The 23,277-nt window shown below is 55.2% G+C and carries 21 protein-coding genes; 14 read left to right on the forward strand and 7 right to left on the reverse strand.

The annotated features are described in order from the left end of the window. The first annotated feature begins 131 nt into the window (after positions 1–131). Complete coding sequence (locus tag JN414_RS06190) at positions 132–1,055, forward strand: hypothetical protein (protein ID WP_202207133.1); 924 nt, start codon at positions 132–134, stop codon at positions 1,053–1,055. Between the two features lie 142 nt (positions 1,056–1,197). After that, a complete protein-coding gene (locus JN414_RS06195) occupies positions 1,198–2,433 on the forward strand; it encodes a glycosyltransferase family 4 protein (protein ID WP_202207134.1) in 1,236 nt (411 codons plus the stop codon). A 16-nt stretch (positions 2,434–2,449) separates the two neighbouring features. Here JN414_RS06195 and JN414_RS06200 read toward each other — a convergent pair whose 3' ends face one another. Further along, the gene (locus tag JN414_RS06200; RefSeq protein ID WP_202207135.1) at positions 2,450–3,586 is read right to left on the reverse strand and encodes a hypothetical protein; all 1,137 of its coding nucleotides are present in this window, start codon (positions 3,584–3,586) and stop codon (positions 2,450–2,452) included. A gap of 218 nt (positions 3,587–3,804) precedes the next feature. Here JN414_RS06200 and JN414_RS06205 point away from each other — a divergent pair, with 218 nt between their 5' ends. Beyond that, positions 3,805–4,215 carry a hypothetical protein gene (locus tag JN414_RS06205; protein ID WP_202207136.1) on the forward strand — a complete coding sequence of 137 codons (411 nt, stop codon included), beginning with the start codon at positions 3,805–3,807 and terminating at the stop codon, positions 4,213–4,215. A gap of 45 nt (positions 4,216–4,260) precedes the next feature. Here the strand turns inward: JN414_RS06205 and JN414_RS06210 are convergent, their stop codons facing one another. The 3 genes from JN414_RS06210 to JN414_RS06220 form a co-directional block, all read right to left on the reverse strand. Further along, complete coding sequence (locus JN414_RS06210; RefSeq protein ID WP_202207137.1) at positions 4,261–5,487, reverse strand: hypothetical protein; 1,227 nt, start codon at positions 5,485–5,487, stop codon at positions 4,261–4,263. A 163-nt stretch (positions 5,488–5,650) separates the two neighbouring features. Continuing rightward, positions 5,651–6,190, reverse strand: a complete 540-nt coding sequence (gene dps / locus JN414_RS06215) for a DNA starvation/stationary phase protection protein Dps (RefSeq protein WP_046900719.1) — start codon at positions 6,188–6,190, stop codon at positions 5,651–5,653. A gap of 59 nt (positions 6,191–6,249) precedes the next feature. Continuing rightward, entirely contained in the window at positions 6,250–8,775 is a 2,526-nt protein-coding gene (locus tag JN414_RS06220; RefSeq protein WP_202207138.1) for a glycosyltransferase, read from the reverse strand. A 273-nt stretch (positions 8,776–9,048) separates the two neighbouring features. Here JN414_RS06220 and pstC point away from each other — a divergent pair, with 273 nt between their 5' ends. The 6 genes from pstC to JN414_RS06250 are packed head-to-tail and all read left to right on the forward strand — an operon-like array spanning position 9,049 to position 14,378. Next, a complete protein-coding gene (pstC, locus tag JN414_RS06225; RefSeq protein ID WP_202207139.1) occupies positions 9,049–10,017 on the forward strand; it encodes a phosphate ABC transporter permease subunit PstC in 969 nt (322 codons plus the stop codon). Beyond that, positions 10,014–10,886 (forward strand): phosphate ABC transporter permease PstA, encoded by an 873-nt coding sequence (gene pstA, locus JN414_RS06230; protein WP_202207140.1) that lies wholly within the window; start codon positions 10,014–10,016, stop codon positions 10,884–10,886. Before pstC ends, pstA begins: the two co-directional genes overlap by 4 nt. A 17-nt stretch (positions 10,887–10,903) precedes the next feature. After that, a complete protein-coding gene (pstB, locus tag JN414_RS06235) occupies positions 10,904–11,674 on the forward strand; it encodes a phosphate ABC transporter ATP-binding protein PstB (protein ID WP_371822701.1) in 771 nt (256 codons plus the stop codon). 6 nt (positions 11,675–11,680) lie between these two features. After that, positions 11,681–12,403 carry a phosphate signaling complex protein PhoU gene (gene phoU / locus JN414_RS06240; protein ID WP_202207142.1) on the forward strand — a complete coding sequence of 241 codons (723 nt, stop codon included), beginning with the start codon at positions 11,681–11,683 and terminating at the stop codon, positions 12,401–12,403. Next, positions 12,400–13,122, forward strand: coding sequence for a response regulator (locus tag JN414_RS06245; protein ID WP_202207143.1), 723 nt, complete (start codon positions 12,400–12,402; stop codon positions 13,120–13,122). Before phoU ends, JN414_RS06245 begins: the two co-directional genes overlap by 4 nt. Then, positions 13,119–14,378, forward strand: a complete 1,260-nt coding sequence (locus JN414_RS06250; RefSeq protein ID WP_202207144.1) for a cell wall metabolism sensor histidine kinase WalK — start codon at positions 13,119–13,121, stop codon at positions 14,376–14,378. The genes JN414_RS06245 and JN414_RS06250 overlap by 4 nt, the downstream gene beginning before the upstream one ends. 58 nt (positions 14,379–14,436) lie before the next feature. Here the strand turns inward: JN414_RS06250 and JN414_RS06255 are convergent, their stop codons facing one another. Beyond that, entirely contained in the window at positions 14,437–15,852 is a 1,416-nt protein-coding gene (locus tag JN414_RS06255) for an amino acid permease (RefSeq protein ID WP_202207145.1), read from the reverse strand. A 169-nt stretch (positions 15,853–16,021) separates the two neighbouring features. Continuing rightward, entirely contained in the window at positions 16,022–17,263 is a 1,242-nt protein-coding gene (locus JN414_RS06260; RefSeq protein WP_202207146.1) for a lytic transglycosylase domain-containing protein, read from the reverse strand. Positions 17,264–17,326: 63 nt separating this feature from the next. Here JN414_RS06260 and fliL point away from each other — a divergent pair, with 63 nt between their 5' ends. From fliL to JN414_RS06285, 5 genes are read left to right on the forward strand one after another with little or no spacing between them, the layout of a single operon-like run. Beyond that, positions 17,327–17,800, forward strand: a complete 474-nt coding sequence (fliL, locus tag JN414_RS06265; RefSeq protein WP_202207147.1) for a flagellar basal body-associated protein FliL — start codon at positions 17,327–17,329, stop codon at positions 17,798–17,800. Next, positions 17,800–18,918, forward strand: a complete 1,119-nt coding sequence (gene fliM / locus JN414_RS06270) for a flagellar motor switch protein FliM (protein WP_237389909.1) — start codon at positions 17,800–17,802, stop codon at positions 18,916–18,918. The genes fliL and fliM overlap by 1 nt, the downstream gene beginning before the upstream one ends. An 18-nt stretch (positions 18,919–18,936) precedes the next feature. Further along, the gene (locus tag JN414_RS06275; RefSeq protein ID WP_202207148.1) at positions 18,937–19,440 is read left to right on the forward strand and encodes a DUF6468 domain-containing protein; all 504 of its coding nucleotides are present in this window, start codon (positions 18,937–18,939) and stop codon (positions 19,438–19,440) included. 5 nt (positions 19,441–19,445) lie between these two features. Beyond that, positions 19,446–20,165 carry a MotE family protein gene (locus JN414_RS06280; protein WP_202207149.1) on the forward strand — a complete coding sequence of 240 codons (720 nt, stop codon included), beginning with the start codon at positions 19,446–19,448 and terminating at the stop codon, positions 20,163–20,165. Between the two features lie 38 nt (positions 20,166–20,203). After that, positions 20,204–22,600 (forward strand): hypothetical protein, encoded by a 2,397-nt coding sequence (locus tag JN414_RS06285; protein WP_237389910.1) that lies wholly within the window; start codon positions 20,204–20,206, stop codon positions 22,598–22,600. 5 nt (positions 22,601–22,605) lie between these two features. On the opposite strand, the gene JN414_RS06290 is transcribed toward JN414_RS06285, so the two are convergent. Then, the gene (locus JN414_RS06290) at positions 22,606–23,262 is read right to left on the reverse strand and encodes a TetR/AcrR family transcriptional regulator (RefSeq protein ID WP_237389911.1); all 657 of its coding nucleotides are present in this window, start codon (positions 23,260–23,262) and stop codon (positions 22,606–22,608) included. Positions 23,263–23,277 lie beyond the last annotated feature (15 nt).

The following is a 23,277-nucleotide window of genomic DNA, read 5'->3' on the forward strand; positions in this document are numbered from 1 at the left end:
ATAGAGCAGGAAAAAAGCAGAGCATTCTTTCTGCAGACAGTTCATAGACTGGGCTCCAGTCACGGAGTGTCTGGTGTAGCGCGAACCTGAAGATTTTTTCTCCCGGCAGACGGGAACAAGTGGAGTAGGGAATGTCAAAGACGGCTGAAGCACCAACGCAAAATCGGGTCATTGACCTCAAGGCTGGTGCTCACATGATGGTGCTGGATGCAGGTATTTTCTGTATCTTTCATGCCGCCGGGCAACCTGCACCAGGTCCCGCTGGTTTGCCAGGCGTCCGTATTTCCCGCGCGCCTGGAACGCCGCCGGGCATCGTGACAGTCAGCACCTTTGAGGAAGATGGCTGGATCGGCGCATCCAGCGGTGCCGCTCTGGTCCGGGTGACGCGCGGCCCAGCAGCTGTTCTGGTCACGACATATCAGGAACCGAACAGCCAGGCTGAAGCTCCAAAAATTCAGGTGGCGCAACTTGCTGGTCCGACGTCAGCAGTTCCTGCTGCTGTTGCCCCCGCGCAGTCTGCCGCTCCTGCACCCGAGGCCACTGGTGGGGTAGCCGAGATTTCGGCTCATGTTCAGCGCCGTGGTGATGTTGCCGCTCCGATCGGAGAATGGATGGGCACGCCGGGAAGTCAGGCGTGGATCGAAGGTTTTGCCATCGCTCCGAAAAACAGCATCCCGACTTCGGATATCGAATATCAGGCCGTGCTCGGAAAGGGCTGGCTCTCCCCTTGGTCTGAAGGTGGCCAGTATTGCGGCTCCCGTGGCATGGCTCTGCCTATTCTTGGGCTTCGGGTGCGTCTGAAGGGTGAATCCGCGCAGACACATCACGTGCGTCTCTCTTCCACTTTTACAGATGGAACACGTTTGGGGCCGGTAGATGGCACGGATGCGCTTGAAGCAGACAGTCTCGCGCCGCTCGAGGCATTTCTGCTTGAAATCATTCCCAATGATGCCGCGGAGGTTGCTCCGACAAAGGCGCGTACCAAGGCCGCTCCGAGCAAGGCTGCTAAAACAACAAAAACGCCTGCGAAGCGTAAGGCGAGCTCTGCAGTTTGAATTTCATGAGGGCGGACTACTCTTCGATGTAGGCCGCCTTTAGTGATCCTTGGAAATGACAAGGGTCGATTAATTAAGATGCCTGAGATCTTGCGTATCTGGATTTTCGGGCTCAGAGACTCTTCAACAGCCAGGACTTGGTGTGCGCTACCTTTTTGTTCATCAGAACTTTCCTGGCCAGTTTCTGCATTTCGTCCGTCATCTGCATGAGCAGGGAGGGAATGAGATTGTTTTCATTTCCGAGGCCAATGCAGGTGAGGTTCCTGGGGTAAGGCGTGTCATTTATCGGGTGCCTCGCCTGCCATCCTCGTCTACTCATCCCCATCTCCGAGAGTTCGAATACGGAATTCTGCGCGCAGAAGCTGTCGCCACAGCCGCTAGGACTCTCAAGCAGCTAGGATATGAGCCTGACATCATTATCGGGCATCATGGCTGGGGCGAACTGCTCAATCTTGGGGATGTCTTTCCGAAATGTCCGGTGCTGGGATATTTCGAATTTTTCTATCATACAGATCGTAATGATGTCGGGTTCGACCCCGAATTTCCATCCAGTTCGGACCTCGCCGCTGCGGTTCGGATCAAGAATGCGATCAATCTGCAGGCTCTTTCCCTGACGAATGGCTATGGTCAGACGCCTACGGAATTCCAGAGATCAACTTATCCCGTCTGGGCTCAGGAAAAAATTTCGCTTCTTCGTGAAGGTGTAAATCTCGATCTTTGCAAGCCGGAGCCGCAGGCTCGCAAGCGCAATCTTCTCATTAATGGCGTCAAGATCAGCCCGAAGGACGCTCTTATTACGTATGTTGCGCGTAATCTGGAACCGTATCGTGGCTTTCATTCCGCAATGCGTGCCCTCCCACGCATTCTTGCGGAACGAAAGGACGCCCATATCATCATGGTGGGCGGAGATCAGGTCAGCTACGGCGCCCCTCCACCAGGGCGGGGTAGCTGGCGTGATATTATGCTCAAGGAGCTTGAAGGCCAGCTTGACCTAAGCCGCGTCCATTTTGTGGGTAAGGTTGCGTATGATGACTTCCGTGCGTTGCTGAAGCGTTCAGATGCTCATCTCTATCTGACGTATCCTTTTGTTGCCTCGTGGTCCCTGCGAGAAGCCATGGCAACGGGATGCCCTATTATTGGCAGTGATACGGCACCTGTAAGTGAATTCATTACAGATGGCCTGACCGGTCGGCTGGTGCCGTTTCTTGAGCCCGATCGTATTGCGGATGTTGTTCTGGAATTGTTGGAAGACCGCAAACAGGCGCGACGTCTGGGCCAGGATGCCCGTCGCTATGCTGAAGCTGAGTTGTGTCTACAGGGTTATCTGAAGCGCTATGACGCTCTGGTGCAGGAGATCGTCAGCGGGCATCACCGCTGACGATAAAGCCAGTTTCTTACTGACTGTGCCAGGATGAGTTACCCTTGTAATGCACTTCATACTCTTCAACGAAGTCATTGAAACGAGCTTGGTCATCTATCCGAAGCACGGGAAGCTGTGCCTTGAGTTCCAGGCTCTGGAAGAGCGCCCGGCTCACGGCACGGTTCAGAACGCCTGGGCCGGTCTTGAAGGCAATGTAGAGGCCGGGATGACGAAACATGTTGGCCCAAGCCGTCATCAGGGCATTGGCAATGACTGGATGCGAGGCAGTCGCTCCAAAAAAATCATTGTGAAGGACGTAGTTGTCAGTGGTGAATAGCTGGCAGGTCGTTGGAATGGTGGCGAGGGCATTCCATTCTTCATCAGACTTGATGCGCAGGTCGGCATCAATCCACCAGCCGCCTTTTGCCAAAATGACGTGCAAGCGCAAAAGATCAGCGCCTTCTGCCGGATGACGGACCTGCTGGAAAAGGTCGGATGCTTCTTTTCCATAGTGGTCGTACAACCACTTGGTCGCTGTTTCCCGTGTGAAGATCGTAAAGCGATCTCCCAGCATGTTCTGATGGTATTCAATATTCTCGCTGATCTCTACGGGCGGGTTCGCGTCCCAGTACATGTAGAGGTGGTGGGGTATTTCAGGCTGCGATTTTGGAAAGCCATCTTCACCGAAAGAGCGGATCCAGCGGAGAGCGATTTCAAGATAGAGTCGGTCAATCTCTTCGCCTGAGTGAAACTCCTCAAAGCAGTTTCCAATCAGTTTCAGGCTCTCATCGAAATTACTTTCACGCCATGCAGCCCGAATTCCGCGGATATAGTTTGCTTGCGGAAACGAATATTTCTCTAATTCAAGTATTTCTTCTTCTGGTAGCGACTCACTAGCCTTGAGGAGGCATAGAAGACGAACTTGTAATAGTGATTGTGGTAAGGGATATTCTGTTTGGCTCTTGCCATGCAAATCCAAGGCACGTCTATAGAAAAATGAGGCTTCTTTAACGTTGCTATGGATATGGAGAATATTTGCGATGGCAAATGAATGCTCTACCGTATCAGCGCCATGTTTCTCGAAATATGCGAGAGCTTGTCCGTCACCTGCGAGGGTCGCCGCTGTGATGGACGGAGCATTGTCGGATTCATGGTCAATATTCTCAGTCATCAATACCACTTGCGCAAATGTGTGAGCTAATCCGTAGCTTTGTCTCTTTGCAGATAGGACTACTCTGAAGCCAGGTGCAATAGGATCTTCAAGCTGATTATCTCTAAGAGGTGCAACTCACATTTCCTGTGATCTTCAGGCATGCTATTTTCCAAACCCAATAAAATGGCGGCAATCCTCCGAAATGATAGATTCGGAGGCAGCAGGGAGAAAATTTTATGTCTGGCGAAATGCTTCCTGGCCTTGCGGTCTTGGTTGAGGGCTGGGTCATCAAGAAAGATGCAACGCTGGCTCCTCAGCGCATGACCAGCGACGATATTCAAGATCTGGCCAAGGCGACCGTCGAAACCTTGAAAGAGCGCGCTCTGGGCGATGTGGAAAATGGCTGGGGCAGCTTGCAGGCATTAACGAGCGGCTGGGTTGTGCAGCGCGAGCGAGGCAAAGTACCAACCCCGCTGGGAAAAGAAGATTTTCGGAAATTTGTGATGCTGGCGCTTGAAGGAATGGCTCAGCAGTCTTCAGGCTCGTCTGTTTTGGGCGATGATGTCGATGAAGTGTCTATTGAAGATGAAGCACCATCTCTGGACACTTTTCGTTTTGCCAGAGAGCATCTCCAGCGCTGCCTGTGAAGGAAACCTGGCCCCGAAAGAAGAGCTTTCGGGGCCAGTAAGCTCTCAGGCTGTGTACCAAGAAGGCAACTGGGTTTTGTAAGGTGTATCGAATTCTTCAATTATGTCGTTGAAGACATGGTGGTCAAAGATCTCGATGGATTTTGCAGGTGTCCGGCCCTGGAGGGAGCGATGGGCAATACGGTTCAATGCACGGTTGAAGATGCCTGGACCCGTTTTGTAGGCAATGAAGAGCCCTTGGTGCAGATAGCAGTTTCGATACAGGGACAGCAGGCAGTCCGTCAGTACGTCGCTGTTAGCAACCGATCCGAAGAAGTCATTATGAACGACTTGGTTATGTGTGAGGAAGAAGGCTGAACCTTCCTTGCGCTCTGCCATGAACTGGAGCGCTGCATCGCTCTTGACGCGGATGTCGGCATCCAGCCACCAGCCCCCAAGGAGTTGGATGACGTGGACCCGCAGAAAATCAGCAGCTTCAGCGGGGTGTCGGGCACTCAGGAACAGTGTGCGGGCTTCAATCCCGTAATTATCGTAAAGCCACTCAGCAGCTTCTTCCTTATCGAAGGTTTTGACTTCAAAGCTGGAGATCGCTTTGTGATAGTCAAAGTTCTTCTGGATTTCTGCTGGGGGATTTGCATCCCAATAGAGAAACATCTTCCGCGGAATGCGATTATAGATATCGTCGCCCTGCGGAGTTGCTGAAAATAGAGATGGAGAGGCTCTAAGAGCGATTTCCAGTGCGACAGAATCAACTTCTTCGCCCGTATGGAATTCGTCGTAAGCATTACCCATAATGTTCAGGGCATCACGTGGTGGCGTTCCACGCCAGGCGTGGGATGTCCCATCGATATAGTTTGCAAACGGGATGTTCAGGCTGCGCAGCTCAGCGAGTTCATGTTGCGGAATGGGCTGGCCTGCCTTGAGCAGACAAAGAAGCCTAACCTGCAAAAGTGACTGTGCCAGAGGATATTGCGTGGGAGACTTGGAATGCAGTTCAAACGCACGGCCGTAGTATGTTGCGGCTTCAGCTACGCTGCGATTGGTGTGCAAGATATTGGCAAGCGCAAAAGCATGTTCAACAGTGTCTGCGCCATGCTGTGCGAGATATGTGGCAGCCTGAGGGTCCGGTAGTTCTGGTGAAGCGGGCACTGGTGGCGCTGCGGGTTCTTCGGCGGCATTAGAAGATGGCGTATCTTCTTCTCTCAAGGCTTCCCATTCGGACAGATCCCAAGCCGCGCTATCTTGGTGTGTCGTTTGATCTTCGGAAGTCATGCCTGTTGTCCCGCTTCAGGAAAGTCGTGATCAAGGCTCACCTCAGGCGGCGCCTTTTGTGCCTTTATTGGTAATCGCGATATTGTTGAGGGGCAAGTGCCACAATAAAAAACGGAGCGGCCCAAGACCGCTCCGTTTTCAGGCTTAGTAATGCAGGCGCGTATTAGGCGCGCTTGCCTTCATGGTCACCGTCACGCATCTGGCCGGTCGGTTCCTGTACATGGGCTTCCAGGAACCACAGGTGCTTGTCCAGACCGCGGGAAACCTCGGTGAAAAGGTCAGACGTGTCATCGTCGCCTGCTTCATCCGTGATCTTGATGGCTTCACGCACGTTGTTTGCAACAGTGGCATAGCGATCAATCAGAGCAGCGATATGGTCTGCGACGCGATAGATGTCGGTCGGGTATGGCTTGCAAGATGAATTCTTGGAGACATCCTGCACCGTACCGTATGCTGTGCCACCGAGCTGCGTTGCACGCTCTGCTGTTGTGTCCACAAAGTCATCAATGCTCGTACGGAAGCCATCCAGCATTTCGTGGACGCCGATGAACTGCGGACCCTTGAGGTTCCAGTGCGCCTGTTTCGTGATCAGGGCGAGGTCAATCAGATCGGCCAGACGAGCATTGAGCGTTTCAATCGAGACGCTCTTCGTGTTGTCTGCGGTGTCGTTCTGTGTGACATGGCGGTTGGATTTCGTGGCCATGATGGTTCTCCTGCAACAGGGTTCGTTATCCGGTCAAACGCAGAAATCCCAAATAGGTTTCATAGTGTTTCCGGATCCACAAGATCGAAGAATGGCTGCTGGTCTACCGTGAAATAGCGCGGGTAAGCGGGATCTCGTTCGAAAAGTGGATTGTCACTCCAACGGGCCAACATGGTCTGGGTTTCATGAAAGAAGCGAGCTTCATGTTCCGGACGATCATCACTGCCGCGCGATAGACTTTCATGATGATAGGCGATGACTTCCGCGCAGAAGATGATCCGATAACCCGCGTCGCGGATTTTCAGGCAAAGATCGACATCGTTGTAGGCGACGGTCAGTTCTTTCTCGTCGAATCCGCCGACTTCACGAAAAACGTCTGCTCGAACCAGCATGGCCGCTGCCGTGACAGCCGTGACCTCATGCGAAAGCATGGTGCGTCCGATGTAGCCATACTCCGTCAGTGGATCACCCCGATGAACGTGAGCACCTATCCCAGCCGGCCCCACCGCGACGCCCGCATGCTGAATTGTGTCATTGGGATAGAGAAGTTTTGCGCCAACTGCTCCGATATCTGGTGCAGCCAGAGCCTCTCCAATCGCAATGTGAAGCCAGTTTGAATGTTCAACGAAGACATCGTTGTTCATGAACATCAGATAGTCAGCATTCGTCTGATCGACAGCGAGATTGTTGAGACGTGAATAGTTGAAGGGCTCCTCAACCGTCAGGACGGACACCTTCGGGTGCTTCTGTATTTCAGCGATGAAGTCAGCCGTCTCATGCTCGACTGACCAGTTGTTGACCAGAATGATGTCAAAATTCTTGTAGGAAGTTTTATCAAGGAGGGCATCAACACATTGGCGCGTGGTTTCAACCTGATCCTTGAACGGAATGATAATTGTGACTTTTGGAACCTTTTTCGTCAGCCACTCCACGCCATACAGCGTCAGCCCGCGGATGGACGAGACTTTGGCCCGGACCTTCTTGCGTTTGAGATGGTCATGCACACACCTGACCCCGGCTTCAATGGCGTAGGTCTTGTTGGCGACATTGACGGCAGTGGAATTGGGGGTTTTGCGCCAGTGATAGAGAATTTCGGGAACATGATGAATTTCCGCCGGAGACAGGATTTCCGTCGCCCGTAGAACAAAGTCATGATCCTGTGCGCCATCATAGTCTGACTTCAGGTGGCCAATTCTACGCATGGTCTTTGCCTCAACCATCGTCAGATGACAGATGTAGTTGCAGCCCAGCAGATAGCGGTAATTGAAATCGGGCTTGAGATTGGGTTCCAGGAAATATCCAGCCTGATCTATTTTATCTTCGTCTGAATAAAGGAGCTTCGCTCCTGTCTCCAGAGCCGCACGGACCATCACTTCAACTGCGACATCCACCATGAGGTCATCATGGTCAAAGAAAACGACATACTGACCTCGAGCAGCATCCATGGCAGCATTTGTGGCGCCAGAGATGCCTGCGTTTTTCTCAAGTGGTACAGCGCGGATCCGTTGATCGGTTTTGCAAAACTGCTCAATTACGGCAGTTGTCTGGGCGCACAGACCTGCATCATCAACGATGATGAGTTCCCAGTTTGAGTAGGTCTGGGACAGCACTGAATTGAGGGCAGCCTCGAAGTCGCTTTTGAGCGGGCGATAGGTCGGGCACAGAATGGAAACCAGGGGCTCCTCTTGCCCTGTTCCGCCTGGCAACTGACGCTGTTTGGCAACTCGCTCTCGCAGGAGCGGATAATATCGATGAGCCCAGCGGTTGTAATCGCCGAGATTGTAGCCGCGCCGAGGAACCAGGTCTCTGACTTCCTGACGCAATTCAGAAAGTTTCCGATGCAGTCCGTCGATGACGCTCAGGAGATCAACGAGGCGTGATTCCAGTGCATCGTCTGCGACAGAGGTGACAAGTGGGCTTCCACTGAGTTCTACGGCATCAGGAAGGGTAATGATTCGGAATTTCCGAGGGCCACTGCCACGAAGGTGCTGAGGAATGGGAATTTCGAAGCCACAGTTCGGATCGCAGCCCAGCGCTGCGGCGACATCTCCGCGATACCGATCTGCCCGAGCCTGAGCCATTGGAACACCGTCTGCAAAGACGGAGATCATGCATCGCCCGTGTTTTGTTGCACCAGGCTTGTCCGAGCAAAGAACCCAGCCACGGAGAGCGCCCTGTTTCACGCCGTCAATATAGCTCTGATATTCCGGTAACAGCTTTCCAGTGAACTGAAGGATCGGTAGAGGCGGAACGTCAGGAGTAGAGGGATTCGTGAGCGGGAGGATCGAGCGGTCCGGAAAGCGAATGGAGAATTCGTGAGGGACGCCATCCATGAATTTTTCAGGAACCGTAAATTCGAACCCGACTTTCGAAGTCGGAAGCTTGAGGGCAGCCTGAATGTCTGACCGCTCATGGTCGCAGAGAACCTGCATGACTTCCTGCTGATCAATCAGGATATGAAGTCTGACCGGTCCTTGGCCGCGAATGTCCACGGCCCAACCCCGTGCTCTGCCCCCTTCGAAAAGATCGAAATACCCCATGAAAAAGCCTGAAGTCGTCTGGGGCGGCAGCGGAGGTTGTTTCATCGTCACGGGTTTCCTGCTCCTCTTTCCTGCCCTTGGGGTATTCTCTGAAAGGCAAAAAGGACTGTTTTCGGGAAGGTTAAATCAATTGCTGAAATGTGTCTTGGGGAGCCAGTCTCAGGTGTGCCAAAAAAAAATGGATCGAGCGTGACATAAATCTTTCATGCCTTGCTTTGCCTGCGCCGGTTGTCCTTCCGGGTTGGGACGGCTAATGCACGGAAGTGGCGGCACCTGTCGTCAGTCTGCACCAGTTATCACAGCCAGAGCCTTTGACGCATGACACTTGCCCCAGCCAGGCAACCCGAAAAGGTTTCCGTTTCCGAACATCCGGAAAAACGGAGTAACGCAGATACCGCATTTCAGGCGGTTGTCGGTGGATGCTCCCTGCTGGTCCTGATTGTCCTCGGTGGCCTTGTCGTGCTGATGGGTGTTGGTGGGCAGGAGGCTTTCAGGACATTTGGTCTTGGATTTGCGTTCCGGGATGTCTGGAATCCTGTTTCGAATGAATACGGTGCCTGGGCTCCCCTGTTCGGCACAATCGTCAGCACTCTGATTGGTGTACTGATTGCAATGCCGCTGGCTTTTGGTACGGCATTCTGGCTGACCGCCATCGCGCCTCCCAAAATTGCAGCTATTGTTGGCACTGCCGTTCAGCTTCTGGCGGCAGTTCCATCCATCATTTTTGGTATGTGGGGCTTCTTCACGATCGTGCCTTTCATGGCACGACATGTCCAACCCTTCATGACGCATCATTTCCGGCATGTCCCGGGGATCAATATGCTGATTCATGGTGCGCCTTTTGGCACGGGATTGATGACGGCAGGTCTGGTGCTGGCCATGATGATCGCCCCTTTCATGACAGCAGTCATGCGGGACGTCTTCAGTGCCATGCCGGGTATGCTGCGTGAAAGTGCGTATGGGCTGGGAGCGACGCGCTGGGACGTGATGTGGAAGGTCGTCGTGCCCTGGTCCCGGTCGGGCATGATCGGAGCTGTTGTTCTGGGCATGGGACGCGCTTTGGGCGAGACAATGGCCGTCACATTTGTGATCGGAAATGTGACAGCCGTAGGATGGTCCCTGTTTGCTCCGAGAAGCACGGTCGCGTCTCTGATTGCTCTCCAGTTCCCGGAAAGTCCGGCTGGGTCGCTTCGTCTGTCGTCTCTGCTGGCTCTTGGTTTCATTCTCATGCTGCTGTCGTTTGCCAGCCTGTCTCTGGCAAGGATGCTGCGGGGGGATAGAAAATGAGCAACATGACAACGCATTCTCCCGGCTGGGCTCCTAATCCGTGCGGCGCGCGCCGTCGTCGGAAAGATCGTGTCGCCACCATTCTGGGTATGATTGCGGCTGCGATCCTCGTGCTGGTTCTGACGTCCATTCTCTGGACACTGCTCTCGCGTGGTATTGTTGGCTTGTCGGCAAGTGCGCTTTTCAAGCCTATGGGGCCTCCAGGTTCTGGGGGAGGGCTGGCAAACGCTATTCTTGGCAGCGTAATCCAGACGACACTGGCGCTTGCGATGGCAACCCCACTGGGTTTGGGCTGTGGCATTTATCTGTCCGAGTATGGCTCCAGACAGAACCGCTTCGCCTCCTGTGTGCGGTTTGTTTCTGATGTTCTGATGTCTGTCCCGTCCATTCTGGTTGGGCTGTTCGTCTATCAGGTTCTGGTGGCCCCGTTCGGCCATTTCTCTGCATTGGCGGGTTCAGTTGCTCTTGCCATTCTCGCCGTGCCGATCATCGTGCGCACAACGGAAGACATGTTGCGGCTTGTGCCGGTCGCGATGCGGGAGGCTGGAGCAGCGCTGGGTGCAACACGTTGGCGTGTAACCCTCTTTCTTTGTCTGCGCTCGGCGAAGACCGGCGTTCTGACAGGTATTCTTCTGGCTCTGGCTCGTGTGAGCGGTGAAACAGCCCCCCTGCTTTTCACATCTCTCGGTAATCAGAACTGGTCCTTCAGCCTGAACCACCCGATGGCCAGTCTGCCGGTAACGATCTACCAGTATGCGGGCGCGTCCTATGACGACTGGGTACAGCTCGCTTGGGCTGGTGCTCTTCTGGTGACCCTAGGTGTTCTGGCCATCAATATTGCCGTTCGTTTTTCGGCCCGGCGCGGATGACTTTACAGGATTTCAAAATGAACGAGACCAAGCCGCAAGTGGCCCTCGCCGTTCGCAATCTGAACTTTTACTACGGGCAGAACCATGCCCTGCACGATATCAGCATCGACTTTCCTGCCCGGAAAGTGACGGCGATGATCGGTCCCAGCGGGTGTGGCAAGTCCACCCTGCTACGGATCTTCAACCGTATGTACGATCTCTATCCGGGACAGCGTGCGACGGGAGAAGTGATTTTCGATGGTCGCAACATCCTTGAAACCGGGCTGGACCTGAACATCCTGCGCGCGCGGATCGGCATGGTGTTCCAGAAACCGACGCCGTTTCCCATGTCGATCTATGACAACATCGCATTCGGTGTGCGCCTCCATGAGCGACTGAGCAAAGCAGACATGGATGTGCGCGTGCAGGACGTTCTGACACGCGTCGCCCTGTGGAATGAAGTGCGGGATCGCCTGAATGCTCCTGCAGCCGGCCTCTCGGGCGGCCAGCAACAGAGACTGTGCATTGCGCGGTCCATCGCAACACGTCCCGAAGTACTGCTGTTGGACGAACCGACTTCCGCACTGGACCCGATTTCTACAGCGCGCATTGAAGAGCTTCTGGATGAACTTAAGGAAGAGTTCACCATTGCGATCGTGACACACAATATGCAGCAGGCTGCGCGTTGTGCGGATCAGGTTGCATTTTTCTACATGGGGCGGCTGATTGAAGTGGATGCGGCAGATCGTATCTTCACCAATCCACGCCAGCAGCAGACCCAGGACTACATCACCGGAAGATTTGGATAATCCGCCATGGCTGACAGATCTCATATCGTTAAAAGCTACGAGCAGGAGCTGGGTCAGCTCCGGTCCATGATGTCCCAGATGGGGGGCATCGTAGAGAATCAGGTCGCCCTGGCGCTTTCTGCCATCGCGGATCGAAATGAGGAGGCTGCGGATGCTGCAGCCCGTCAGGATCCGGACGTAGACGAGTTGGAGCGGGACGTCGAAAGCCTAGCCATTCGTCTGCTGGCTCTGCGGAGCCCGATGGCTAGTGATCTGCGTGAGATCGTTGCCGCGCTGAAAATTACCGGCGATCTGGAACGTATCGGCGATTATGCCTCGTCGATCGCGCGTCGATCGCTCCGTATTCGCGGGGCCGATGGGCAGATTTCGCTGTCCGGTCTGCGGAGCATGGGGCGTCTGGTGCAGGACAATCTGCGCCGGTCCATCGACGCCATCACGCAGCAGGATTCCAACCGGGCCATGGAAGTCTGGCACGCAGACCGCGCGGTGGATGAGTATTACACGGCGTTGTTCCGTGAGCTCGTGACCTACATGATGGAAGATCCACGGAACATCCGTGCCTGCACGGAGCTTCTGTTCATTGCCAAAAACCTTGAGCGGATTGGTGATCACGCCACCAATATTGCTGAACGCGTCTTCTATGCCGTGACGGGAGACAACCTGCCGGCCGTGCGTCCGCGGGGCGCGCCTGCAACTGCTGATAACGCTGCTGAACAGCCCGACCGGTGAGCGGAAGCACCCAGATCAGGGCAAAGGGGCTCATTCTCGTTGTTGAGGATGATCCCGCTTTGCTTCTGATGATGCGCTATAACCTCGAACAGCGGGGTTATCGTGTCGAAACTGCCGCGGATGCTGAAACGGCTCTCCTGTTTCTTGAGACGGCCCGTCCAGATGCTGCCGTACTGGACTGGATGCTCCCGGGGATGTCGGGGCTTGATCTGTGTCGCCGTATTCGCAGCAATCCGGCCCTGCGGGATCTTCCGGTTCTGCTGCTAACGGCTCGTTCGGGCGAGCAGGATGCCATTCGTGGGCTCGATACAGGCGCGGATGACTATCTGATCAAGCCTTGCAGCGTCGATACGCTGGATGCACGTCTGCGGGCCCTTCTGCGCCGACATCAGTCTTCATACGATGTGCTGTCTTTTGCAGATATTACGCTGGACCCGGAAACGCATCGGATTGAACGGGCAGGTCGTCTGCTGTCACTCGGCCCAACGGAATACCGTCTTCTGGATCTGCTAATCCGTAATCCACGGAAGGTTTTTTCCCGGGAAGATCTTTTGCGGCGGATCTGGGGGCAAAATATCCATGTCGAGATCCGCACGATCGACGTGCATATCCGGCGACTTCGCAAGGCAATCAATGGTCCTAACGAGCCGGACCTGGTGCGCACTGTCCGGGCCGCTGGTTATGCACTGGATGACGGTCCTGTCACGGACGGGCTTTGAAGGCTGAAAGCCTGGTAGCCGTCTCCCATGAAGGTCTGCCTCTCTGGGCAGGGCTTGTTCTTATGGGCGTGGCAGTTGCCGGATGGGGATGTGCATTTCTGGCTTTGCGGCGTCCTTCTGTGCCGTTACTTGCACATACCGAACATTCAGCCCTGGCCGCCGCAGGGCCAGCTTCGGAGACTATTCTTCCTATCGAGATCTTCCCCGGGAGTGTTCTTCTGCTGGACCGGCTGGGGGCAGTTCTTCAGGCCAACGAGGAGGCACTTACCCAGTTTGGGGATAGTGTAGGGGCTATCCTCCGTCATCCTGCCGCACGCTCGGCTCTCTCTGCCGCATTACGCGTTGCACCCAATGATGTGGATGGCTTGCCCTCGATCTGTTCCACCACGTTCACGCTGGACGTTCCAGTCCCTCGTACGCTTCATCTCTCACTGAGAAGAATTTCTGCCCCGCACGACCGGCATACACGCGTGCTTGTCATGCTCTCGGATCGTAGCGAAGCGCAGGTTCTGGATAGGATGCGGGTCGATTTCGTAGCTCATGCCAGTCATGAGCTTCGTACGCCTCTGGCGTCTCTGAGTGGCTTCATTGATGCCCTCCGAACTGGGGGGAGCAGCATGAATGAAGGGACGAGACAGCAGTTTCTGGAGATCATGACTCAGCAATCTGCCCGGCTGAAACGCCTGATTGATCGGTTGCTTTACCTCTCGCGCGTGCAGGCTCACGAACATCAGCGTCCCCGTGATCTGGTTGAGGTCGCAGATCTGATGGCCATTGTGCTTGGCGAAGTGGCGCCCCGGTTTGATGAGCCGGGATGCTCCCTGAATCTTGCCATTGAGGATGACCTGACGATCCGGGCTGATGAGGATGAGATGGTTCAGGTGCTTCTGAACCTGATCGAAAATGCTCTGCGGTATGGCCGGGAAGAAGGTCGCCCCTTCACTGTGACTCTGTTCGCCCGACGGGCCCCGGATCGGGATGACCGCTGGCCTGAAGAGGGAGGCGTACTGCTTGGGGTAGAAGACAATGGGCGCGGTATGGAAGCGCATCATCTCCCCAGGCTGACAGAGCGGTTTTATAGGGTGGTGGATAAGGTAGAGCCGGCCAAACAGGGCACTGGTCTTGGCTTGTCTATCGTTCGGCATATTCTCGACCGACACGGTGGAAGACTCAGGGTTGCCAGTGCGCTGGGGCGCGGGACGACGTGCCTTGTGTGGCTTCCGCCTGTTGGCACCCTGCCTGTCGAGAACTCCTGATTTCGACCGGAGCTCATAAAAAAAGCGCCCCGATGAGGAGCGCTTTTTTATTAGTATCTCAGTGGGCTTTTCGGGTGCGCGCCAGAAGGAGCCATCCGCCTACGAGGATAAGGCCGATGAGCGGAATGGCGCCGATGGTGATTGTGCCATCCGGATAATCGAAAGCCATCATCAGAAGAACGAATGCCAGAAACCCCAGTGTTGCCCAGTTGGTATAGGGGGCACCAGGCATGGCAAATGTTGTTGGAGCGATTTCGCCGCGATTAATGGCTGATCGCAGGCGAAGCTGGCACAGCAGGATGAAACCCCACGTGCTGATGATTCCGATGGCCGAGAAGTTCAGAACCACTTCAAACACGCGGGAAGGGATCAGGTAGTTCAGGCCAACGCCAACCAGATAAACAGAAAGCGTCGTCAGGATACCCATATAAGGTACGGAGCTTTTGTTCATCTTCGAAAGCACCTGAGGGCCTGATCCACCAAGGGACAAGGCACGCAGTACGCGACCTGTGGAGTACAGGCCTGAATTGAGGCTGGACAGTGCCGCAGTCAGGACAACGATGTTCATGATCGTGCCAACGCCCGGAATTCCAAGTGCCTGAAAGAACGTCACGAACGGGCTGACGCCAGCATGATAGGCTGTCCATGGCAGCAGGCAGACGAGCAGGACAACCGAGCCAACATAGAAGAGACCGATACGCCAGATGACGCTGTTCACAGCGCGCGGCAGAATTTCACGCGCATCGTGGCATTCGCCAGCGGCAGTGCCAATCAGTTCAATGGCGGAATAGGCAAACACCACACCCTGCAGCAGCAGAAAGACTGGCATGATTCCATGCGGGAACAGGCCACCGTTCTCTGTGATCAGATGAAGGCCCGTGGTGTGCCCGGCTACGGGCATCCGGCTGCCGAGAATAAGCGTTCCGGCGATGAGGAATGCGGCAAGAGCCACAACTTTGATGAGCGAAAACCAGAACTCCATCTCACCGAAGTAGCGGACGCCGATCATGTTCATCGTGCCAACGATGCTGAGAGCGCCAAGAGCAAAAACCCACTGGGGGACGTCCACGAAAACGGCCCAATAGTGCATGTAAAGGGCGACGGCGGTGATATCGACAATGCCGGTCATGGCCCAGTTTAGGAATGAGAGCCAGCCCGCAGCATAAGCGGCTTTTTCGCCAAGAAATTCGCGGGCATAGGTCACGAAGCTGCCGCTGGTCGGGCGGTACATGACCAGTTCTCCGAGGGCACGGAGAATCAAGAAAGAGAAAACGCCACAAACGGCATAGATCAGCGCAAGGGAAGGACCGGCAACCTGAAGGCGGGAGCCAGCACCAAGGAACAGTCCGGTTCCGATGGCGCCACCGATGGCGATCATCTGAACGTGTCGACGACCAAGATCCTTGTGATACCCTTCCTCGCTGATGACATCTTCCGATGGTGGAGTGTGATCGTGAGCAGGGCTGGTCGTCATCTGCGCATCCTGAGGGCCGGGATCGGCGGGGTGAATCAATGTCTGGACGGGGGTCACCTACACTTCATGCGTGGCAGGTATGTCCAATCTGCATGGGAACATACGGCAAAGTCCTCTCATTGCCAACGAGCATTGAGTTTCCTTACGAAAATTCAGACTTTTGAGACATTTAATGTCCAGGTGGAACGGCCATGCAGGCCATGCCCTGCGCTGTCAGACTGCTACAGGCACTGGCAGCCCCGGCCCGGCTGATACCAGCAAGACGGGCTCTATAGAAGCGCGTTCCATGAGACATTGTGGGCTGAATCTGGGTCTGCGATGCCTGAAGGGGAGAGAATGCCGTCTGTCGCGCCATGTTCGCGGCAAAGCGTGCCTGTCCGGGATTCGCAAAAGCTCCGACCTGAATGCCCCAGTCTCCGTAAGTTCCTGGCGCGCGATAGCTGACGGCTGTGGGTGTCAGACTCTGAGAGGCGCGAGGTGTTCGAGGTGGTGTGGGAATGACAGGAGCCGGAGGCAGGAGCGTGCTGGCTACCGTCGATTGTTCGACAGTTGCAGACGGTGCTGCAAGTTGACGGTTGGGGACAGAGACGGGAGTGCAGGCCATACTTGGATCATAGGCGGCATCCGGGTCACAGGGGCCAAGAGGCGGCAGTTCAGGTGGCATTGTATCTGACGGGACAGACGTAATGCGCCGTCTGGACCATGCCTGCTGAACGCTCTGCTGTGTTGAACCATACTGTCTGGAAGGCTGAGCCATGGCCAGTTGTGTGCTGCTATCAGGTGCTTCTGCGACCTCCATAGGAGATGCGTTCAGTTGCTGTGACGACGCGTAGGCTGCCAATGGGCCTGTCATAGCGATCTGTGTGCCCAGATGCGGCGTGATACTTGCAATGTAATTGACAGTTTCGTTGGGGAGTGCCCGCCCTTGGTAGAGGTAATCCTCAAGGCGTTGTGGTCCAGCATTGTAAGCCACCAGAAATGCGGGAGCTCCGTATTTGCGAGACAGTATTTTGATGTAGCCGGTTCCCGCCATGATGTTGTCATGCGGTTCATACGGATCAGAACCCAACCCAAACCGGCCCTGCATTTCAGCATAGGTCTGCGGCATGAGCTGCATCAGGCCCATGGCCCCGGCGCTGGACGTGATGGGCTGGCCGTTCAGATACTGGTGCCCCCCGGATTCCTGGTGAATGACCGCTCTGATCCACGCTTCGGGAATCGAGAAGCGATTGGCCGCCTGTTGAATGTATGGACCCCAGGGATCACTGGCTGTGCCCGGTGCTTTGTAAGCGCCGTTTGCCGCGTAATACCGATTGTAGGGAGAGGGTTGAGAGGCGCATCCAGCGAGCAGGAGTCCTGTCAGGAAAAGGCTTCCAGCGTACAGGAAAACGGACCGTTGCCTGCTCGGCATAAACCCGATGTTAATCTTTTTCTCGAATGATGCCGTCTGTCCGAAAGAGAAGGCAGACAGACAGTGACGACGGAGACTCCGGAACTTGAGATCCCGGCGAAAGCTGGCGGAAAACGCAGGATTATCCTGATCGCAGCAGTGCTCTGTGCTCTGCTGGCTGGAGGCGGCGTATTCGCTTGGCGGCATTTCCAACATCCTGCGTCCCGTCCCGTAAAAGCGGCGTCCCAGCCGATATCCCTGACACTCATTACCATCCCGACGCTGGTGTCCAACCTCGATACCGGAGATGGCAGGGCGCGTTATGTCCGGATCAGTGCGCGCCTTCAGGTTGAAGACAGCAAAGATACGGCGAAAATCGGGTCGCTCATGCCCCAGATACAGGATGCCTTCCAGACCTGCTTGCATGGGATGCGCCCGGACGAACTGACCGGAGCGGGAATCTATCGTCTGCGGGAAACCATGCTGGCGCAGATTTCTAACATTCTTGCGCCGCTCGTCGTGCGGGATCTCTTCTTTGTGGAAGTTCTGGTGCAGTGATGCCAGACGCACAGAAGGCAGAAGCCGCCCCGATGTCGGACGGCGGTGTAAACGATGCGCCGATGCCGCGGTTTGCCCTTTCTATGGATGATCTCAGTTTTTCAGAGGATGAGGGTGCAGACCGGATTCTGAACCAGGACGAGATTGATAGCCTCTTCGGGAGCGACGCCAACGTGAGCGGTGGCGGCGAAGGAAGTGGTCTGGAAAAACTGCTGAGCACGTCGTTCGTCTCTTACGAGCGGCTCCCTATGCTTGAGGTGGTTTTTGACCGTCTCGTCCGGATTCTCACGACCAGCCTAAGGAACTTCACCAGCGATAACGTTGAAGTCTCAATGGATCGCCTGGCTTCCCAGAGGTTTGGAGATTATCTGGAGAATGTTTCCGGGCAGTCCATGTTCGCCGTCTTCAAGGCGGAGGAATGGGACAATTACGGGATTCTCGTTCTTAGTTCGTCCCTTGTTTACAGTGTCATTGATGCATTGCTGGGAGGGCGTGATCGTGTTCGTCCTCATGGCGATGGGGAGAGGCGGGCAGAAGGCCGACATCATACGGCGATCGAGCGCGCGCTGGTCGAGCCTCTGATCCGTGTGATCCTCTCGGATCTCTCCATGAGTTTCAGCCCTTTGTGTGCTGTGAATTTTCGTTTTGAACGGCTGGAACTGAATTCCCGCTTTGCGACTATTTCCCGGGCGGCAAATGGCGTCGTGTTGGCGCGATTTGGCATCGACATGGATGGCCGCGGTGGGGATGTGGATCTCATTCTGCCGCATGCAACGCTGGAGCCTGTTCGGGAAATCCTGCTGCAGCAGTTCATGGGCGAAAAATTTGGCCATGACGGCATCTGGGAAAGTCACCTTGCCCAAGAGCTCTGGAATACGGACGTCTCGCTCGACGCCGTTCTGGAAGAGCAGAGCATGAATTTGCAGGACATCATGGCTCTTTCGCCGGGCGAGATGCTGGTGTTGCGCCGTGATCCTACGGCTCTCGTTCAACTGCGCTGCGGCGGAAAGACGGTCTTTCGGGGGCGGGTTGGCAAGAAGCAGGGTCATGTCGCGGTTCGTATTGAAGAAAATCTTATTGGCGGAGGGGCCGGTGATCGCCCTTCTGCGTACAGCTGAAAAGGCGGAGCACTCTCCATGGACAGGTTCCAGATCGTACTTGAAGTTGCTCTGTCAGCTCTGCTGCTGATTACGATTTTCTACAGCCTCTATCTTGGCCGAGCGCTATCGGTCATCCGTCGAAACCGGGGAGAGCTGGATGCCCTGATTGCGAGTTTGCATAGTAGTAGTCAGCAGGCTCAAGCCGGTATCGACCATCTGCGTCAGACGACTGAAATGGTTGGTCGTTCGCTTGGCAAAACGGTGGAGAGCGGAAAGAGCCTCAAACATGAGCTGACGATACTCTGTGAACGATCAGAAGCCGTTGCTCAGATTTTGGAAAAAACAGCGGCAATTGGCCGCCCTGCCAATACCGCGACTGTCAGAGAGGCAGAGGCGCCGGATATGGATAGCCCTCGTTTCTCTGCGCGCGTCAGGGCAGATGAAGGACGATGGCCGGCGGCGAGTACTTTGAAAACGCCATCCGGTAAGACTGCAGCAGAACGGGAACTGTTGCGTGCTCTTCGTCAGAAGCAGGTGTAACGCTCATGCTCTTCCGCTTGCTGCATATTGCCTGTGGTTTGATGATCATCTTGCTGGGCGCGAAAGTTTACGATCTGGTTGGGTATGTTGATGCGTCAACCAATTCGTCATTGATGTCGTCTGCCGTGGCGCAGCCGACCACCTCACAAGCCTCACCGAACGCTGATGCTGAAGGAACTGCAAGCAAGTCGTCTGAGGCGCAGGATGGGAAACCTGCTCAGCAGAAGCTTGCCTCTCCAGATCTTTGCAAGGCAGGGGGATGTCAGGGAGCGCTTCAGTCGGCAAATGAAATGGCGCCGATAACGCCTGATCCTGGGCTGAAAGCAGAGCTGGCTGCACGGCAGCAGGAGCTGGATCGCAAGGCCGCCGCGTTGGAAGATCGGCAACGTCTGGTGGATGCGGCAGAAGAAGAGCTGCAACGTCGGATGACTGCACTCCAGACATCCCGTTCGCAGTTTGAAGAGACAGCCCGACATTCGGACGAACTTCTGAACCAGGATGCGGAAAGACTGGTCAGGATTTATGAGGCGATGAAGCCCGTCGATGCGGCCGCTATTTTCAATATTCTTGATTTGCGGGTTGGCGTGGGCCTTCTGAACCGTATGAGCCCGCGGAAAGCTTCAGCGATCATGGAAGCCATGTCTCCACAAAGGGCTATTCTGGCAACACAGATGCTCGCAAATGCTCATGCGCATCCTGGGATGCGTGTTGGGGATAACGGGTAATGCTGGGGCGTAGATGCCTGTGTGTGTTGATAGTGTTTATGCTGTCAGAAAGCGCATCAGCTTTGCCGTCTACGGGGAGTGCGCTTCTTCCATCAGGCTGGTCATTTCTAAATGATCCTTCCCCCCTTTTGTCAAAGAAGGAGAAGGCGAGGGCGGCGGTAGAACGCGCGAACGTCGGTGTGCAGCCTGTTATACAGGCTAAAGAGGATGTTGCCCCAACCGCAACTGGCTTATGGCTACCTTTGGGTGAGATGACGCCGGTTGCTGCCTTTCAGAATGGTCGGCGTCTCCTGATCGTCGCTGCCGGGCGCCATGTTATAGACACTGCAGGGCTCACAAATGATACGCCATTCGAGGCTGTATCTGCTCGTGTTATGGCGGATGTGACGGCTGTTAGCATCCTGTGCCCTGAAGGAGCCATTCCATCAGTCAGGCCTGCCGGGCATGGATGGACGGTCTCTCTCGCACAACAGCCGGCCTCACCAACAGACGCTATGTTATTGGGCCAAGATGGCGGTGCCTTAACTTTCATGCCACCTCGGACGGATGGGGCTTTGGCCGTTGTCACGTTCCGGGATCCAGATTCCGGTCGGCGACTTTTGCTCGGTCTTTCACGGTCAGGATCTATATCCGGTGACTTGATCCGGCGTGGAGCGGGTTTTGAGGTTCGCCCTAGCCTGACGGGGCTGGTTATCGCGGCTGATGATGATGCAATCGAGTTAAGGCAAAGCGGAAAGCAGTTTTTTCTGGATCGAGTTGGCCCAGGTGATACTCCGCTTCTCGCTGGCGGAAAGCTGGCCGCTTATGGGGCCTCGGATGCCGGGGTATCGTTGGCCGATAGTGCGCCTGATAATCTGCGAGACAGTGTTCATCGCGCCTGGATCGCGGCGGCAACAGCGTCAGCAGGACAGCGCTTTGATGCGCGGGTCCGTCTGGCACAGGCAGCGGCGAGATTGGCGAATGGTGCATTGGTTTCTCAGGTTTTGCAGGCAGCACTGGAAGATCAACCTGAAGGGGGTGCGCGTAAGGATGTACGAAGACTGAAACAGATTGCGGCGGTGCTCAACGGTCGCGCTGATCAGTCTCTCTTAACGGAAGAAGAAGGGGCGGCGCCGGAAGATCAGTTCTGGCGAGGCATGGTGCGTGCGCAGTTTCCCCTTGTGGGAGACGGGCGTGATGTCAATGCGCAGAGAACCCGTATAGCAAGCTTGATTGCGGCAGGTTTGCCATCGGTCTCGGCTTATTCTCAGCCTTTGCGGCACCGCCTGTTACCAGCGGGGGCAGAGTGGGTCGCGCGATACGGCACGGCAAAAGATCGGGGCGTTCTATCGTCTCTGCCTTTGGGGCCTGAAACTGCCCTTGCACGCGCCTTGGTGGCAACGGACATTCGTGCGTTGGATGCAAGAGGGCAGCTTGAAAAGCTCGCTCATGATCCTGCTCCCCTGATATGGCCTGTTGCACGCGAGGCCGTTTTGAAGCTGGATCTTGAAACAGGCGGATTGCCCGCAAAAGCAGTAGGTGAGCGTGTGGATGCTCTTATGCCTGCTTTTCGAATGGCAGGAAGGGAGCGTGAGGCACGCCTGCTGAGTATTGATGCTTTCATTAAAGGGAAAGAATGGCGCGCCGCTCAACAGGGCGTGCAAGACGGGCAGGCTGTCTATGGGAAAGAGGATTTTCCTGGGCATGACAGGATGATCGTCATTGCCCGAGGGCTTGCGGAACAGAAAAATATCGAAATGCCTGGTGCTCTCGCCGAAGTTGAGCTGTTGAAATCAGCACTGACGATCACGCCGAATGATCCGACATTGCAAACCTATTTTCTGAAAGCTCTGGACCGTCGTTATGCTGTGCTAGGTCTGCCGGCAGCTCAACGAATGGTCTTGCGTCGTCTTCTGCAGAACCAGCAGGGGGCGGAACATCAGGACACTATGCTGAAGCTTGTTCGTCTGGATTTTGATGCAGGTGATCTGAGCGCGGCACTCCATGATTTACCAGCGGAAAAGCCAGAAGATGTTTCTGCGCTTCCGGGAGGGCAGCTGGAAGCATTGGATGTGACTTTGCTTCGCGCCGAAATTGCGCAGGCCCAACACGATCTGCCTAAAGCGGAACGTTACCTCACAGGCCGGACAGAGGTTCAGGCTTTGAAAATGCGTGCGAAACTGATGGAGCAGGCGAAGGACTGGGCTGGTGCAGTGTCTGCTCTGAAGCCTGCCCTCGATGCAGCATGGGCAGCGCGAAAAGATGCTTCAACTCTGTCAGCAGAGCTGGAAGCCTTGGTTCTCGAACTGGCTGGTGATGCCTCAAGAGCTCATGATGGTGCCACACTTACTATGTTGAAAAAGCAGTATGGTTCTTCAATGGAGCACTCATCGTCCGCAGGGGTCTTCAATCTTCTTGTTGGAGAAAATCCGGCAGGTCTGCCCGCAGGTGGGTAAGGCAGTCAGGTGCTATGGGCCTTGAGAAAAGTCTGGATGCCATACGCCATAAAATGGGCCAGATTTTCGCCTTCCTTGGGGGGCTTGCAGTGGGTCAGATGCGCGAGCAGCGGGCCGCCAAGGGTCATACTGAAAAGTAGGTCAGCGGCCTCTTCGATGTTCTCGATATCAAGGTGGCCTGCCTGGACCTGCTTGGTCAGCCACTGTTGAACCGGCAGGGCGCGACCAGAGAGATGAAACAGATCTGTGACGATTTGACGTACGGCAGGATTGCGCGTGGTTTCCGTGATAATGGATTTCAGCAGACCAAGCCGCTCTTCGTCGAAAAGCTGCTCTGCGATAAGCATCATCATCATCTGGAGCTGTTGGGGCAGCGGATCTGTTTCAACCGGAGTGTAAGGGATCGGGGCGAAAAGCCGTTCGATAATAAGGGTCTCGAAAAGAGATTTTTTAGACTCGAAAAACTGGTAGAGCGTCTTTTTGGACATCCCGGAGCACGTAGCAATGCTGTCCATGGACGCTGCATGATAGCCATGAGTCGTGAGCATTGAACTTGCAGCATTCAGGATCCGCGTCTTGCGCTCTACGTCATCCACTGAACCGTTATGATCGCAGCACCGCAGCTTGCGGGTATCGGGTAGGGCGGAAGTGGGACTGTTCAAGATCAACTCCGGGAT

The sequence above is a fragment of the Gluconobacter sp. Gdi genome (assembly GCF_014132155.1).
Taxonomy (GTDB): domain Bacteria; phylum Pseudomonadota; class Alphaproteobacteria; order Acetobacterales; family Acetobacteraceae; genus Gluconobacter.

Coding starts and splice junctions, on each gene's coding strand:
- JN414_RS06190 (WP_202207133.1), top strand. CDS start 132: ATGTCAAAGACGGCTGAAGCACCAACGCAAAATCGGGTCATTGACCTC.
- JN414_RS06200 (WP_202207135.1), bottom strand. CDS start 3,586: ATGACTGAGAATATTGACCATGAATCCGACAATGCTCCGTCCATCACA.
- JN414_RS06205 (WP_202207136.1), top strand. CDS start 3,805: ATGTCTGGCGAAATGCTTCCTGGCCTTGCGGTCTTGGTTGAGGGCTGG.
- JN414_RS06210 (WP_202207137.1), bottom strand. CDS start 5,487: ATGACTTCCGAAGATCAAACGACACACCAAGATAGCGCGGCTTGGGAT.
- dps (WP_046900719.1), bottom strand. CDS start 6,190: ATGGCCACGAAATCCAACCGCCATGTCACACAGAACGACACCGCAGAC.
- JN414_RS06220 (WP_202207138.1), bottom strand. CDS start 8,775: ATGAAACAACCTCCGCTGCCGCCCCAGACGACTTCAGGCTTTTTCATG.
- pstC (WP_202207139.1), top strand. CDS start 9,049: ATGACACTTGCCCCAGCCAGGCAACCCGAAAAGGTTTCCGTTTCCGAA.
- pstA (WP_202207140.1), top strand. CDS start 10,014: ATGAGCAACATGACAACGCATTCTCCCGGCTGGGCTCCTAATCCGTGC.
- pstB (WP_371822701.1), top strand. CDS start 10,904: ATGAACGAGACCAAGCCGCAAGTGGCCCTCGCCGTTCGCAATCTGAAC.
- phoU (WP_202207142.1), top strand. CDS start 11,681: ATGGCTGACAGATCTCATATCGTTAAAAGCTACGAGCAGGAGCTGGGT.
- JN414_RS06255 (WP_202207145.1), bottom strand. CDS start 15,852: ATGACGACCAGCCCTGCTCACGATCACACTCCACCATCGGAAGATGTC.
- JN414_RS06260 (WP_202207146.1), bottom strand. CDS start 17,263: ATGCCGAGCAGGCAACGGTCCGTTTTCCTGTACGCTGGAAGCCTTTTC.
- fliM (WP_237389909.1), top strand. CDS start 17,800: ATGCCAGACGCACAGAAGGCAGAAGCCGCCCCGATGTCGGACGGCGGT.
- JN414_RS06275 (WP_202207148.1), top strand. CDS start 18,937: ATGGACAGGTTCCAGATCGTACTTGAAGTTGCTCTGTCAGCTCTGCTG.
- JN414_RS06280 (WP_202207149.1), top strand. CDS start 19,446: ATGCTCTTCCGCTTGCTGCATATTGCCTGTGGTTTGATGATCATCTTG.
- JN414_RS06285 (WP_237389910.1), top strand. CDS start 20,204: ATGCTGTCAGAAAGCGCATCAGCTTTGCCGTCTACGGGGAGTGCGCTT.